This is a genomic window from Streptomyces sp. 378, from assembly GCF_030124145.1.
GTDB lineage: Bacteria > Actinomycetota > Actinomycetes > Streptomycetales > Streptomycetaceae > Streptomyces.
The window spans coordinates 1-13,137 of record NZ_JASKMS010000045.1; the positions used below are offsets into that span (position 1 = coordinate 1).

The 13,137-nt window shown below is 69.7% G+C and carries 13 protein-coding genes and 1 pseudogene; 6 read left to right on the forward strand and 8 right to left on the reverse strand.

All coding sequences use genetic code 11. The features are described 5' to 3' along the window. Positions 1-349 precede the first annotated feature (349 nt). From QNO09_RS36675 to QNO09_RS36690, 4 genes are all read right to left on the reverse strand, one after another. Positions 350-610, reverse strand: coding sequence for a GlsB/YeaQ/YmgE family stress response membrane protein (locus QNO09_RS36675; protein WP_283974566.1), 261 nt, complete (start codon positions 608-610; stop codon positions 350-352). 87 nt (positions 611-697) lie between these two features. Further along, positions 698-1,153, reverse strand: coding sequence for a tellurite resistance TerB family protein (locus QNO09_RS36680; protein WP_283974567.1), 456 nt, complete (start codon positions 1,151-1,153; stop codon positions 698-700). An 88-nt stretch (positions 1,154-1,241) separates the two neighbouring features. Next, positions 1,242-2,240 carry a sporulation protein gene (locus QNO09_RS36685; RefSeq protein WP_283974568.1) on the reverse strand — a complete coding sequence of 333 codons (999 nt, stop codon included), beginning with the start codon at positions 2,238-2,240 and terminating at the stop codon, positions 1,242-1,244. A 98-nt stretch (positions 2,241-2,338) separates the two neighbouring features. Then, the gene (locus QNO09_RS36690) at positions 2,339-2,557 is read right to left on the reverse strand and encodes a hypothetical protein (protein WP_283974569.1); all 219 of its coding nucleotides are present in this window, start codon (positions 2,555-2,557) and stop codon (positions 2,339-2,341) included. Between the two features lie 556 nt (positions 2,558-3,113). On the opposite strand from QNO09_RS36690, the gene QNO09_RS36695 reads away from it, so the two are divergent. From QNO09_RS36695 to QNO09_RS36705, 3 genes are all read left to right on the forward strand, one after another. After that, positions 3,114-4,442 (forward strand): hemolysin family protein, encoded by a 1,329-nt coding sequence (locus QNO09_RS36695; RefSeq protein WP_283974570.1) that lies wholly within the window; start codon positions 3,114-3,116, stop codon positions 4,440-4,442. Further along, complete coding sequence (locus QNO09_RS36700) at positions 4,439-5,455, forward strand: hemolysin family protein (RefSeq protein ID WP_283974571.1); 1,017 nt, start codon at positions 4,439-4,441, stop codon at positions 5,453-5,455. The genes QNO09_RS36695 and QNO09_RS36700 overlap by 4 nt, the downstream gene beginning before the upstream one ends. A gap of 91 nt (positions 5,456-5,546) precedes the next feature. Continuing rightward, positions 5,547-5,744, forward strand: coding sequence for a hypothetical protein (locus QNO09_RS36705; protein WP_283974596.1), 198 nt, complete (start codon positions 5,547-5,549; stop codon positions 5,742-5,744). Between the two features lie 88 nt (positions 5,745-5,832). Here the strand turns inward: QNO09_RS36705 and QNO09_RS36710 are convergent, their stop codons facing one another. Both QNO09_RS36710 and QNO09_RS36715 read right to left on the reverse strand, forming a co-directional pair. After that, positions 5,833-6,771: a transcriptional regulator gene (locus tag QNO09_RS36710; protein WP_283974597.1), complete on the reverse strand. Its 939-nt coding sequence runs from the start codon at positions 6,769-6,771 to the stop codon at positions 5,833-5,835. Positions 6,772-7,233: 462 nt separating this feature from the next. Further along, positions 7,234-7,389, reverse strand: a pseudogene (locus QNO09_RS36715) (helix-turn-helix domain-containing protein); the annotation flags it as partial. Between the two features lie 254 nt (positions 7,390-7,643). Here QNO09_RS36715 and QNO09_RS36720 point away from each other — a divergent pair. Further along, on the forward strand, positions 7,644-8,183 hold the full coding sequence (locus tag QNO09_RS36720; RefSeq protein ID WP_283974572.1) for a DUF4232 domain-containing protein: 540 nt from the start codon (positions 7,644-7,646) through the stop codon (positions 8,181-8,183). Positions 8,184-8,420: 237 nt separating this feature from the next. On the opposite strand, the gene QNO09_RS36725 is transcribed toward QNO09_RS36720, so the two are convergent. Next, positions 8,421-9,020 carry a TetR/AcrR family transcriptional regulator gene (locus QNO09_RS36725; protein ID WP_283974573.1) on the reverse strand — a complete coding sequence of 200 codons (600 nt, stop codon included), beginning with the start codon at positions 9,018-9,020 and terminating at the stop codon, positions 8,421-8,423. A 97-nt stretch (positions 9,021-9,117) separates the two neighbouring features. Here QNO09_RS36725 and QNO09_RS36730 point away from each other — a divergent pair, with 97 nt between their 5' ends. Then, the gene (locus QNO09_RS36730; RefSeq protein ID WP_283974574.1) at positions 9,118-9,930 is read left to right on the forward strand and encodes an alcohol dehydrogenase catalytic domain-containing protein; all 813 of its coding nucleotides are present in this window, start codon (positions 9,118-9,120) and stop codon (positions 9,928-9,930) included. A gap of 356 nt (positions 9,931-10,286) precedes the next feature. After that, positions 10,287-11,399, forward strand: a complete 1,113-nt coding sequence (locus QNO09_RS36735; RefSeq protein ID WP_283974575.1) for an alkene reductase — start codon at positions 10,287-10,289, stop codon at positions 11,397-11,399. A 266-nt stretch (positions 11,400-11,665) separates the two neighbouring features. Here the strand turns inward: QNO09_RS36735 and QNO09_RS36740 are convergent, their stop codons facing one another. Further along, positions 11,666-13,099, reverse strand: a complete 1,434-nt coding sequence (locus QNO09_RS36740) for a glycoside hydrolase family 43 protein (protein ID WP_283974576.1) — start codon at positions 13,097-13,099, stop codon at positions 11,666-11,668. Between the last annotated feature and the right edge of the window lie 38 nt (positions 13,100-13,137).

Genomic DNA, 13,137 nt, shown 5'->3' on the forward strand with positions numbered 1-13,137 from the left:
GTGTCACCCAGCCCTGCGAGCCGGATGCTGCACACCACGGTCACGGCTGTGGCCACAAGGAAGACTCCCACGCTCCATGTCAACGGCCACAGATCGGTCAGCAGGGTGAGCACGGCAGCCCTTCGTCGTTGCGGTCGCGGAAGGTGGTGAGCGTTCTCTTACCGGGTGGCTCCCGCTTCACACTGGCGTACCCAGGGTTGCCGCTCACCCGCAGCGAACGGTCGGCCGCCCGGGCGCAGGGGACCGCTGACCGGCCCGCCGGCGGTAGCGAGCCATGGTGCGAAGTTGGGTGTGCGAGAGCCGCCCGGGAACTACCGGGCGGCCCGAAGGAGACGCTGGTGGGCTGTGGTCAGCGGCCTTTGAGGCGTTCGACGGCGGCGACGCCGCCTGCGGCGAGCGCGATCTGGATGGCCAGTTCGATCCAGTCGATGCCGCCGGTGTCGGCTACGCCCAAGCCAGCGGCGATGGCGGTGCCGATCAGGGCGGCGACGATACCGACGGCGATGGTCCACAAGATGCCGGTGTGCTGGCGGCCGGGCAGGGCAAGCCGGCCCAGCACGCCGATGATGGCGCCGATGATGATGGCGGTGATGATGCCGGAGATCTCCATGCCGTCCCTTCCTCGAAGTCCTTCGCTACTCTGGTGCCCGCCCGCCGTGTGCTCACGCACCGTGCACGTGGCCGGCGCGGTGTACGGCTACAGGTCGAATTCGTGGGGCGGTAGGTCGAGGGTGAAGCACGCCTCGCGGACTACGGCCTGTTCGGTCTTGTCGAAGTCGCCGTCGGCGCCGCCGATGACGATGCCGATCTGGATGACGGCGCGGGCCTCGGCGGGCTTCTTCTTGGCCTTGGCGATCTCTTGAAGCACGCTGACCTTGCCGAAGGCGAAGTCGGCCGTCAGCTTGGCCAGGTTGTCCTCGAAGCGTCGGCGCAGGTCGTCGGCGTCGAAGTTCTGCAGCACCTCGTTGGTGGCGATCAGCTGTGCCACGCGTTGGCGTTCGGCGGGGTCGATGGTGCCGTCGGCGGCGGCCACAAGGGCGCACATCGCCATGGAGGCGTCGCGGAAGGCGCCGGATGTGAGGTCGTTCTTCTTCGCCATCAGCTGGGTCTGCATCGTCGATGCGGATTCCCGGATGCGGTCCCACAGGGCCACGGTCAGCTCCTTCGTTGTGCGGTGTCCGGACCCGGGGGGCTGCTCGGCCCGGACCCGTGCGTGGTGTAGGCGTGGTGAGTGGTGGGGGTCAGCCTTCGTCGTCCTCGTCGTCGCCTTCGAAGAAGTCGCCGACCTCGTCGACGACTTCGGCGGCGACGAAGCCGCCGGCCACGCCGACGGCGAGTCCGGCCGCGCCCGCGGCGACGGCGGTGCCCATGCCAGGCCCGGAGCGGTGACCGCCATGGTGATCATCGTGGTGGCCGTGGGAGTAGGGGGTGTCTGCGTGCCCGTAGGGGGCGGGGACGCTGTGGTGGCCGTGGCTGGCGACCATCTGGCGGATCCAGGCGTCGACGACGGTGTTCCAGTCGCGCTGGTCGGCGCCGTCGTGGCTGACGACATGCCGGTTGACGACGTCGTGGCCGCCGGCGAAGAACCCGCCGGGCTTGTCGGCCTCCAGGACGACTTCCATGCCGCCGGGGTTGGCCAGAAAGGTGACCTCCAGCTCCCGCATGGCGTGTGCGTACTGCGGTGCGGGGGCGAGTTCGATCTCCTGGTAGAACGGCAGCTGCTGGCCGGTGCCGCGGATGTGCCCGTACTCCAGGTCGGTCGTCTTGAAACCGAAGCCCAGCTGGCCCAGGGCTTCGAGGACCGCCTCCTGCACGGGCAGCGGGGCGACGGTGAGCGGGTCAAGGTCGCCCTTGTCCTTCGCGCCGGCCACCGACAGTTCGGTGCGCACGCCGAGCACGATGCCCAGCGCCTGCCCGTACAGCTCCGTGATCGGCGTCTCCCACGGCAGCGCCACCGTGAACGGAACACTGCGCTGCTCGTCTTCCATCAGGCGGAAGCCGCCGGCGACGGTGAACCGGCCGAACGCGGCCACGCCCTCGGCTTCACCGCTCTCCTGCTCGGCCTCCACCCGGGCCACCAGCTCCAGGGTGATCTGCTCGATGTCGAAGTCGGCGCTGCCGCCCTTCAGACGCACCTGGCCCGTCAGGCTGCCGCCAGGCAGGACTGCGCCTGAGTCAAGGACCGTGTCCACGGTGGGGCCGCCCACGCCGAGCGCGCCGAGCAACTTCTTGAACACCATCGCGGCGTTCACTCCTTCATGTGCTAGATCTGCGGGACGCGGTGCCACGGGCTTCTCAACTCAAGGGCCCTCGGCACCGCGCCGCCTGAGAATGGTGACTACTTCGCCGCATCCAGCGCGGCCAGCGCCTGAGCCCAGCGGACGTACTTCAGCTCGGCGAGCCCGCCGACGGTGGTGACGCCGAACGCCTCCTTCAGCAGCTCGCCATCACGGTCGGACACCCCCTTCAGCGCCGCGACGGGGGCGGCGAGAATCTCGTTCAGCGGCTTGTCCGCCCACGCCTTGTCCAGCACCTTGTCCAGATCGATCGAAGCCACGTAAGCCCTCCCAGGCCGATAACGGGTTAAACCAGGGGTTCGCGGCCCCGCCGGGCCGCGCAGTCGCCGCCTGAAGCGACAACACCGGTGTCGTGCCGACGAGGAGCCACCTGAGCAGGACCGGCCGGCCGGGCACGGCGCGGTGGATTGCGGCGGCGCCGGTCGCCCGCGAGGGCCGGTCGACCGCTCATCATTCACCGCTCACCGCCTCCCGGCTGGCATGTGTGCACCCAGGGTCGGCCGGGAATAACCCAACCGTCCCTCGCGTTTTCTACACGACTGTAGAAGCATAGGGCCGGACCGGCGGGTCGCGGCACGTTCCCCGGCCACCGGAGCGTTAAAAGTCCGGAAACACACCGCGACCAGCCGCCTCAAAGGAGTTTCACCGGTCCTTTACCGTGGGGTGAGGGAGACTTCCCCTCCCGCCGAAAGACGTTCCGTCCCCGCGCTCGGGGGCGGGTGAGTGATGAAGGAGCAGCAGACCCGCAATGGGTGAACCTCCCAGTACGAGCCGTGCCATACCCCGCCCGACGAGCTGCGAACGGGGGGTGGCGCGGTGACCGAGTTGCTGCTGCTCCTGCTCGCTTTGGCGCTGACGCTCGCGTGCGCGGTGTTCGTCGCGGCCGAGTTCTCCCTGACCACGGTCGAGCGCGCCGACCTCGAGCGCGCCGCCGAGGCTGGTGAGCGTGGCGCCGACAGCGCCCTGAAGGCGGTCAGGCGGCTGACCTTCCAGCTCTCCGGTGCCCAGCTGGGCATCACGGTGACTTCGCTGGTGATCGGCATGCTGGCCGAGCCGTCCCTGGCCACGCTGCTGCGCGGCCCGCTGACCGCGATCGGCCTGGGTGCCGCGGCCTCCACCGTCGCCACCGTCCTCGGCGTCGCTGTGTCCACGGTGGTGCTGATGGTGGTGGGTGAGCTGGTGCCGAAGAACTGGGCGATCTCCCGGCCGCTGGCCGTGGCCAAGGTCGTCGCCACCCCGCAGCGCGGCTTCACCGCCGTCTTCGGGCCCTTCATCGAGCACCTGAACAACACCGCCAACCGGTTCGTGCGCCGCTTCGGCCTGGAGCCGGCCGAGGAACTCGCCCACGCCCGCAGCCCGGAGGAGCTGGTGGCCCTCGCCCGGCACTCGGCCGCCCAGGGCGCGCTGGAGAAGGACTCCGCCGAGCTGTTCGTGCGCACCTTGCACCTGGGGGAGCTGACGGCCGAGAACGTCATGACCCCGCGGGTGGACGTCAAAGCCCTGGAAGCCCACTCCAGCGCCGCGGACGCGGTCAACCTCACCCACGCCACCGGTCTGTCCCGCTTCCCCGTCTACCGCGACAGCCTGGACGAGATCATCGGCACCCTCCACATCCGTGACGTCCTCGCCCTGGACGAGGACAAGCGCGACGGCACGCAAGTCACCGACCTGACCACGCCGCCGCTGCTGGTGCCCGACAGCCTGCCCGTCGACACACTCCTGGGCCGGCTGCGCGCGGAGCGCACCATGGCCGTGGTCATCGACGAGTACGGCGGCACCGCCGGCGTGGCCACCGTCGAGGACATCATCGAAGAGGTCGTCGGCGAGGTCCGCGACGAGCACGACCCTGACGAGGCCCCCGACCTGCTTCCCAGGCCCGCCGAAGACGGCCGCCGGGTCTGGGAAGCCGACGGAAGCATCCGCACCGACGAGCTCGCCGAGATCGGCCTGAACGCCGAGAACGGCCCGTACGAAACCCTCGCCGGCCTGACCGCCACCCTCCTCGGACGCATCCCTGAACCCGGAGACACCGTGCACTTCGACGGATGGGACATCACCGTCCTCGACGTCGACCACCACCGCGCCGACCGCCTCATCCTCACCGCCCCCGCAGCGGACCGCGCCGGACAGGAGATCACCCGATGACCACCATCCAGCTACTCATCGGCGCCCTGACCCTCGTGACCAACGCCTTCTTCGTCGGCGCCGAATTCGCCCTGATCTCGGTACGCCGCAGCCAGATAGAACCCAAGGCCCAGGCCGGCAACAGGCGCGCCCGGAACACGCTGTGGGGGATCGAACACCTGTCGGCGATGATGGCCACCGCCCAGCTCGGCATCACCGTCTCCTCCCTCGTCCTCGGCGCGGTCGCCGAGCCGGCTATCGCCCACCTGCTGGAGCCGCCGTTCCACGCCATCGGCGTACCCGAGGGACTCATCCACCCCATTGCCTTCGTCATCGCACTGACCCTGGCGACGTACCTGCACATGCTCTTCGGCGAGATGATCCCCAAGAACATCGCCCTGGCCGCCCCCGCACCCACCGCGCTGCTGCTCGGCCCGCCGCTGGTCGCGCTCACCCGCGCGCTCAAGCCCGTCATCTTCGGCATCAACGCCTTCGCCAACACCCTGCTGCGCCTGCTGAAGGTCGAACCCAAGGACGAGGTCTCCGCCGTCTTCACCGACGACGAACTCGCCCGCCTCGTCACCGACTCCAGCCAGGCCGGCCTGCTCGACCCTGCCGACGGTGAACGGCTGCGCGACGCCCTGGAGCTCGGCACCCGCCCGGTCGGCGAGGTCCTGGTACCGCTGGCAAAGATGAGCACGGTCGATCACCGCGTCTCCCCAGCCCAGCTGGAGAAGGCGGCCACAGGTGCCGGCTACTCCCGGATGCCCGTGGTGGGCCCCGGCGGCACGATCATGGGCTACCTGCACATCAAGGACGCCATCGGCGTACCCGAACGGCACAAGCCCTTCCCCCGAACCGCCCTGCACCCCATCACCCGCGTGCAGATCGACACCCCGCTCGACGACGCCCTCACCGCGATGCGAGCAGGCGGCACGCACCTCGCCGCCGTCACCGGCGACAAGGGCACCGTCATCGGCTTCGTCACCATGGAAGACGTCCTGTCCGAACTAGTCGGTCCGACCGCCGCGTGATCGAACCGGCACCGGTCATCAATCAGCGCCCCCTGACCAGGGCGTCCAACTCGGAGCCCTCGGCGGTCTATTCCACCAGGGCTCGCTCGATGTGGACGAACCCGCTGTTCCGTCAGTGCCGGTCTCCGGTGCCGTCAGCCGCCGAAGATGGTCTGGCCGCACGCTTGTCGTCGCGATCGGCGACGACGACCCGAACCCGGTCTCGCTGTGGGTCGGCCCGTTCACGGCCGATAAACCGGTCGTCACCAACTGGCACAGCTCCGCCGCGGACGCGGTGCCCTTCTCCTGAGGACCGCGAGCACGCCAGTGGGCCGGCCGGACTTCCCGGCCGGCCGGCCCACGGCTTGCGGCGCCGACGTGCCCGGTGACGGCTACGGCTACGGCTGCTGCTTCTCCCACTCGGTGCTGCCGGGCAGGTAGCCATAGAGGGGACGGCCCGTCATGGAAGCGGTGCGGAAAGGTTTTCCGCCGTCCTTGATCTCTATCGTTCCCTGGCGGCCGCCGCTGCTCCACTCCAGCACCAGGTACCACTTCACATCGCGGCTGCTGGTGTGGGCGGTGATGTACAGCACCTCCGGGTCGGACTGGCTGACGCTGTAGGGAAAGCCGCGCTGGCCCCCCTTCGGCCGCACGGTGGGCCGTGGCGAATCGAAGTCCAGCCCGAACTCCCTGGGTTCGATCCCTCCGCCGCAGCCCACCCCCATCACGAACGCGTTCCAGTCCAAGGGCGCGCCCGAGCCGACCACGCGGACATGCAGCGATGTGATGACGACGGCCTTGTCCCCGGTGCCCTGGACGGTCAGCGACACACGATGCCTGCCCGAGGAGACGGCGCCGGCGTCGCTCGCCCATTTCGCGGCGTCCTGCAGCGTCGACGGTGGCAGGGGGACCTGAGAGGGTGGCCGGTCGACCAGGTAGTGCGTCCCGCAGTAGTCCTCCCAGTCGTGGGCTCGCGCGCTCACCGTCAGCGGCACGGAGTCATCGTCCGGGGCGGCGTCCGGTGCGCGGTCCGGGGCCGCGGCGGCACCGCCACCCGTCGTCGCCGACGACGCCGACGGATTCGCGCTCGGCGACTTCGAGGCGGGCGACCGGCTCGGCCGCGCGGAGGGGGACGTGGGCGGGGACGCCACCTCGCGCGGTTCCCAGGAATCGGTGGCCTGGGTCGCGGCCCGCGGTCGGCCGCCCGGGGACGCGCCGGCGTCGATGGTTTCCAGAACCGCCGTCGTCAGGGCGACCACGGCGAGGGTGCTGGCGGCGACCATGACCCGCCGCTTCCGGAAGAAGGAGCGGCGCGGTACCGCATACCGCCCTGGCACCCCCACCTCCGCCGACGACTCCGCCCCGGTTCCGGTCAGGTCCCCGGTCCCCGATACGGGCCCGGGCACGTCCGCCGTCCCCGGCTCCGACGCATCGGCGGCCCCGGACTCCGGCAGGACTTCAACCCTCGACCCCGGGGCAACTCCCGCCCCGGACACCGGCACGGCGCCGTCCCCGGTCCCCGGCACCACAGCCGCCGCAGACCCGGGCAGGACGGCCGGCTCGGAGTCGGCCCCGGCTCCCGCTCCGGATCCCGCTCTCGCTCCCGATGCACCCTCCGGCTCGGAGCGGGGTTCCGCCACGCGGTCCCGGCCCGCGGACGCCGGCGCCCCTTCCGCCCTGTCCGCCCCGGCTCGCCGGGAGCGCTCCCGTGCCGCGTCGGCCATGACCCACCGACGGTGCAGTTCAACCACTTCCTGCGGGGTCGCCTTGCACACCCGCGCGAAGCGCGAGAGCGACGCGTAGTCGGCAGGCACCCCCTCCCCCTTGCAGTAGCGGTGCAGCGTCGACGTGCTCATGTGCGCCCGCTTGGCCAGAGCTTCGTAGCTGAGCCCGGAACGCTGCTTCAACTCGCGTAGAAGCGCCGCGAAATCAGCTGTCTCCTCAGCCGCCCCCACCGGTCCTCCGTCTCATTCGACATCCCACGCATGGGACATTCCCCCTGTTCAGAGCCAATGCCGCCATCCCAGCGTTCCAAAAGGTCCGGTTGGAATGGCGACTGGGACGGAGCGTGGCACAGGCTTGGGTCATCCAAGCACGCCGCCCGGCTCAAGGGCGGTGATGCGGATCGCAACCTCCCTTTTCGGCCGCGAATCTGACTGGCCGGCAACCATCAATCGGATCCTGAATCTCAGAAGAAAGCAGTTCACCCATGCGTATCGCACGTCGCTCCACCACCCGCGTGGCCGCCTCCTCCCTGGTCGCCGCCGCCCTCGCACTCGTCGGTGTCCAGGCCACCGCCCACACCGCCTCGGCCACCACCCCGACGAAGGCCGCCTGCACCACGGAGAACACGAAGCTGACCGTCGAGGACGTCCGCCGGCCCATCAACCACCTGCTGCTCACAGCCACCAACACCGGAACCAAGCCCTGCAACCTCTACTACGCGCCGTACCTGGGCGCCGGCGTCGGCGCCCAGGCTCCCCTCCAGTGGCTGGAGTCCAGCAAGCCCCAGGCCGTCGTGACGCTGGCTCCCGGAGAGTCCGGGTACGCCGGCATCGGGACCTCCTCCCCCGACGGCCACAGCGGTCACACCGCCAAGACCCTGGGCGTGTCCTTCGCCAACAGGGAGGCGAACGGCTCGGTCGGCAACGCCGCGACGCTGAACCTGCCCGACGGTGGCACGTACTTCAACAGCTCCGCCTTCGTGACCTACTGGCAGAGCGACGTGTACGACGCGCTGTTCGGCTGAGCCGTCCGGCGTTCCACGGCACCGCGCGTGGTCGCGGTGCCGTGGGACGCGGAGCACGAAAGGCGCACCGCGCGCACGGAGCGACGTCACGGGCGTGCACCCGTGCTGCTGCCTGTCTTGCCTACCGGCCAGCCCGCACTCCACCGCGCAGCCACCCTCACCCGGTCCACGGGTGACCCGGTTCCAGGGCAGCGTCCTGGCACGCTGCCGTGGCCGTGGCCGTGCCACTGAAGCTGATCAGTCGAGGGCGTGAGCGCGGCAGGTCCGCAGAATCTCGTCGGACAGTTCGGGCTGGACGTGGCGCACCGCTCGGGCGAGCACCATCGCCCCGACCAGCGTGCTGAGCAACAGCACGGCCCGGTCCCGGACCTGGTCTGGAGTGCTCTCCTCGTCTTGCTCACGGGCCAGCTCCGCGGCGAAGCCCGCCAGATACCCCTCCACGCCGGCCGCGTACGCGCGCTGGATCGTGTCGTTGTGCCGTCCGGCGTCGGTGACCAGGGAGGCGGAGGGGCAGCCGCCGTCCGGGGCGTCGCGGTGGGCGACCGAGAGATAGTCGTCCACCACTCGCCTCAGCGGTGAGCCGGCGGGATCGCCCCCTTCCGCGACAGCCTGTTCCAGGACGCCCAGAGACGCCGCGAACGAGGCGCTGCACACCTCGGCGGCGAGATCGTCTTTGGACGCGAAGTGGTTGTAGAAGCCGCCATGGGTCAGGCCCGCTTCCTTCATCAGCTCTGCGATCCCGACGGCGTCGATGCCCTGTGCGCGGAACATGCGCCCGGCCGCCTCGACGATGTTCTGCCGATTCCTGGCCTTGTCTTCCCTGGTGATCCGCGGCATGCCCGCCCTCCGGCATCGGACTGTGATTGACCGTTTCAAGGTTACCCCTCATCATTGTTTTGATGTTGGTCATCATTAAAAGGCGGATGGAGGAGCCATGCGCGCTGTGATGCACACCCGGCAAGGGGAACCCGCACAGGTACTCACGCTGCGAGAACGGCCCGATCGGTCGCGTCCCGGCGCCGGGGAGGTCCTGGTCCGCATGCTGGTGCGGCCCGTCCATCCGGGCGACCTGGCCGGTGTTGAGGCACGGGCGGGGCCCACGGAACGGCAGCCGGAGGCCCGGATCCCCGGAGTGGAGGGGATGGGCGTCGTCGAGAGCGCCGGGGCGGACGTGCACCCGCTGCGTCCCGGTCAACGCGTGGCCGTCTTCCCGGCGCCGGGGACGTGGGCCGAGTCCGTCGTGGTCGCAGCCGACTGGGCCGTGCCGGTGGCGGACGAGGTCAGCGACGAGACCGCGGCCCTGATGCTGGTCAATCCGCTGACGCTGCTCATGCTGTACCGCGCGCTGGAAAGTGCCCTGCGCGGGCAGAAGGGCTCTGTCGTCCAGACGGCCGCCGGTTCCTCCGTCGGCCGTCTGGTCAGCGCGGCCGCGGTCCGGCACGACCTGCCCCTGATCAACCTCGTACGCAGCCAAACCGGTGCCCAGAGGGTGCGAACGCGGTACCCCACGCTGCCCGTCGTCCCGACCTGCGACGACGACTGGCGGGAGCAGGAGGAGCGGGCCCAGGACGTCGGCTTCGCATGGGACCTGGCACGGAACACACCGGACCTGCTCGAGGTCGCGGCCGGCTACGACCTCGCCGAGTTCAAGACGGCCATTCAGCACGCCCGCCGCCCGGCCAAGAGCGGAACCGTGCTGCTCACCACACCAGGGGCGACCGACTCCGGGCTCGGGGCCGCCCGATGAAGGTCGGAACGCTCGGAGCCGGGACCATCGCCCAGGCCATGACCCGGTACGCGATCCGCCACGGGCACGAGGTCGTGCTCAGCAACAGCCGGGGACCCGCCTCCCTGGCTCCGCTGGTGAGGGACTCGGCGCACGCGCGGCAGCCACGACTCCTGCCCAGGCCTTTCACGGTGTTCTTGGCGTCCGCGTCGTCGCCGACGAGGAACAGCACCTGGCGCCCGGCCTCGTGGCGGGGATCGGGTGCGATGCACCGCGCGAAGGGGCGGGCTCCACGCCCTCAAGCAGGACTGACCCCACCCACCTGCTGGTGCTCCACGTGTCCGCGAGGAGCGCCTTTCCTCACGAAAGAGATAGTCATGTCCGACCCGACCTCGACCACTGGCACCCAGCCCCTCCTGCGGCCCGTTCGCCTGGGCGCGCTCGAACTGCCCAACCGCGTCGTCATGGCTCCCATGACGCGAGCCCGGGCCACCAATGCCGAACTGGCCCCCACAGCCCTGCACGCCACCTACTACACGCAGCGCGCCGGTGCCGGCCTGATCATCAGCGAAGGAACCTGGGTCAGCCCGGACGCGATCGGCTTCATCAACGTCCCCGGCATCTACACGGACGCTCAGACCGCCGGCTGGGCCAAGGTCACCGAATCCGTGCACGCCGCGGGAGGGAGGATCGTCTCGCAGATCGGCCACGTCGGCGCCGCCTCCCACCCCGATCACCACGGAGGCCGGCTCCCCGCCGGCCCTTCGGCGATCAATCCCCAAGAGACGTCCTTCACCCCGAACGGCCCGAAGGACACGGTCACACCCCGCGCCTTGACCGCAGCGGAGATCGCCACCACGATCGGCACGTACCGGCAGGCCGCGGCCAACGCCCTGCGCGCCGGCTTCGACGGCCTGGAGATCCACGCGCAGGCATCGCACCTCGTGGCCCAGTTCCTCAACCCCCGCCTCAACCAGCGCACCGACGCCTACGGCGGCAGCAGTGACAAGCGGGCGCAGTTCCTCCTCGACGTCATCGATGCCGTCAGCGGCGTGTGGGGCAGCGACCGCGTCGGCATCAAACTCTCCCCCTACTGGAACCGCGGGCCTGCCTTCGTCGCGGACGCCGAGGTGCTGGCCGACTACGACCTTCTCCTCAAGCGACTCAGCGACGGCGACCTGGCCTATCTCCACCTCCTGGGCCCGGAACCCGACTCGGGCACCGACAACACGTTCACCGCGTTCACCCGCTATCGCGCCCACTACCGCGGCGCCGTCATCGCCAACCTCGGCTTCACGCAGGCGAGCGGCAACGAGCTACTCGAACGAGAGCTGGCTGACGCGGTTTCCTTCGGCGCCCCCTTCATCGCCAATCCGGACCTCGTCGACCGGCTCACCCACGGTCATCCTCTTGCCACCGGCAACCACGACACGTACTACGCCGGTGACGCCGAGGGATACACGGACTACCCCACCGTGACCGCCTCCTAGCCAGTAGGGCTTGGTCAGATCGGCTGGGTGGTGCGTGTCCTGCGGAGGTTTCCGACTCCGGCACGGGGCAGGCCGCGGCTCGTCTGATTCCGAGCAGCAAGTCGGCCCTCATCGGTTCCCCCGGGCTCGGTTCGCACCGGGTCGCCCTGGAAGAGGGCCGGGATGCCGGGTGGCTTGCCGCTCGGGCATGCCGGTGCCCTCCCCGGCCACCCCGCCGCTGTTGCGTGCGGGGAGGGTGGAGAGGGCACCGGCGTTGGCGGTGTGGGTCAGCTCGTCACGCGGAAGGTGGCGTCGCCGCGCCCGGTCGCGTTGGCGATCGGGTCGAGCCGCAGTTCGAACGCGTAGTGGCGGATATAGCGGTCAGGGTAGTTGTAGGACTGGAACGACGACCAGGTGGAGTCGGCGAGCCCCGCGACCCGGCGGAAGGTCGCGTCCTGGGCGAACTGGCTGCTGCCGTCGTTGTAAGCGAGTCGGAAGTCGAAGTTGGAGTGCCGCAGGAAGTACCCGGGGAAGTTCACCGACTCGAAGGAGACGGTACCCGTGCCCGCGAGGCCGGTCCTGATCCGGAACTGGGAGTCCGGGCTGGTACTGACGTTCTGGTCGATGCGCACGTCGAAGTTGGAGTGCCGCACGTACCGGTCCTGGTAGTTGAACGACTGGAGCCGGTTGGCCGGTGTGTTGGGCCAGCGTGCGAGCACGCGGCTCTCCTCGGCGGCCGTCAGGTTCATGATCCAGCCGTGCCGCTTCTTCGTGCCGCCCATGTTGTAGCTGCTCGACGCCTGCTTCTGGTAGGCGGCCGGGTTGGACGGATCGCTCGTCAGAACCGGCATGTAACCGCCGCCGGTGGCGTACTGGTCGAGGTAGAGGGCCCACTGGTCGGTGCCGTTGAACTTCATCCACATCGGTCCCTCGACCTGCGAGCCGGACAGACCGACACCGGAGAGGTTACCGAGGTGGGTCCACGTCCCCAGGATCGAGTTGCCGCCCTCCAGCGTGATCTGCCCGTCGCCGGAGGCTCGCACGTAGCGGTAGTTGCCCACGCCCGACGGGACCTCGATGATCTGCGTGTCGATGATGCCCTGGCTACCGGGCCGGTCGATGTAGACCTGCGGAGTGGTGATGCTGCGGAAGTCCGAGGTGCGGGCGTAGTAGATGCGGTGCTTCGTCACGCCGTTCAGCGGCGCGTTCGTCGCCCAGTACAGAATGTAGTCATTGCTCGCCGGGTCCCAGATCGCCTCCGGCGCCCACGCGTTGCCGGCACCGGGGATCGCGTCGGCGACGTTGAGGAGCCGGGGCTGCGACCAGGTGACCAGGTCGGAGGACTCCCACACCACGAGGTTACGGCTGCCGTTGGTCTGGGAACTGCTCCACGTCTGCCCGCAGGAGATGCACAGGTCCGTCGCGATGATCCAGTACTTGCTGCCGTCGGGGGATCTCACGAACGCGGGGTCGCGCACACCCTTCGTTCCGACCGTGGACCGCAGCACCATCCCGCCGCCGTTGAGGTCGTTCCAGTGCAGCCCGTCCGTGCTGTGTGAGAGGTACATCTGCTGGTTGGTCGAGCCCTCCCCGGTGAAGTGCACCATCAGGTAGCCCGGATCGGCGGCCACGGCCCGCTGGGCTGTGGTCAGCGTTTGGGAGGTGAAGAGCAGACCGAGGGCGACCAACAGCGCCGCCAGCCGGGAGACAAGCACGGACATAGGGCTTTTCCTTTCTTTCTGCGGCAATCCCCAGCCGG

Bases quoted from the DNA above. Each gene is read 5' to 3' on its own strand.
- QNO09_RS36675 (WP_283974566.1), bottom strand. From the start codon at position 610: ATGGAGATCTCCGGCATCATCACCGCCATCATCATCGGCGCCATCATC.
- QNO09_RS36740 (WP_283974576.1), bottom strand. From the start codon at position 13,099: ATGTCCGTGCTTGTCTCCCGGCTGGCGGCGCTGTTGGTCGCCCTCGGT.
- QNO09_RS36735 (WP_283974575.1), top strand. From the start codon at position 10,287: ATGTCCGACCCGACCTCGACCACTGGCACCCAGCCCCTCCTGCGGCCC.
- QNO09_RS36685 (WP_283974568.1), bottom strand. From the start codon at position 2,240: ATGGTGTTCAAGAAGTTGCTCGGCGCGCTCGGCGTGGGCGGCCCCACC.
- QNO09_RS36730 (WP_283974574.1), top strand. From the start codon at position 9,118: ATGCGCGCTGTGATGCACACCCGGCAAGGGGAACCCGCACAGGTACTC.
- QNO09_RS36700 (WP_283974571.1), top strand. From the start codon at position 4,439: ATGACCACCATCCAGCTACTCATCGGCGCCCTGACCCTCGTGACCAAC.
- QNO09_RS36725 (WP_283974573.1), bottom strand. From the start codon at position 9,020: ATGCCGCGGATCACCAGGGAAGACAAGGCCAGGAATCGGCAGAACATC.
- QNO09_RS36720 (WP_283974572.1), top strand. From the start codon at position 7,644: ATGCGTATCGCACGTCGCTCCACCACCCGCGTGGCCGCCTCCTCCCTG.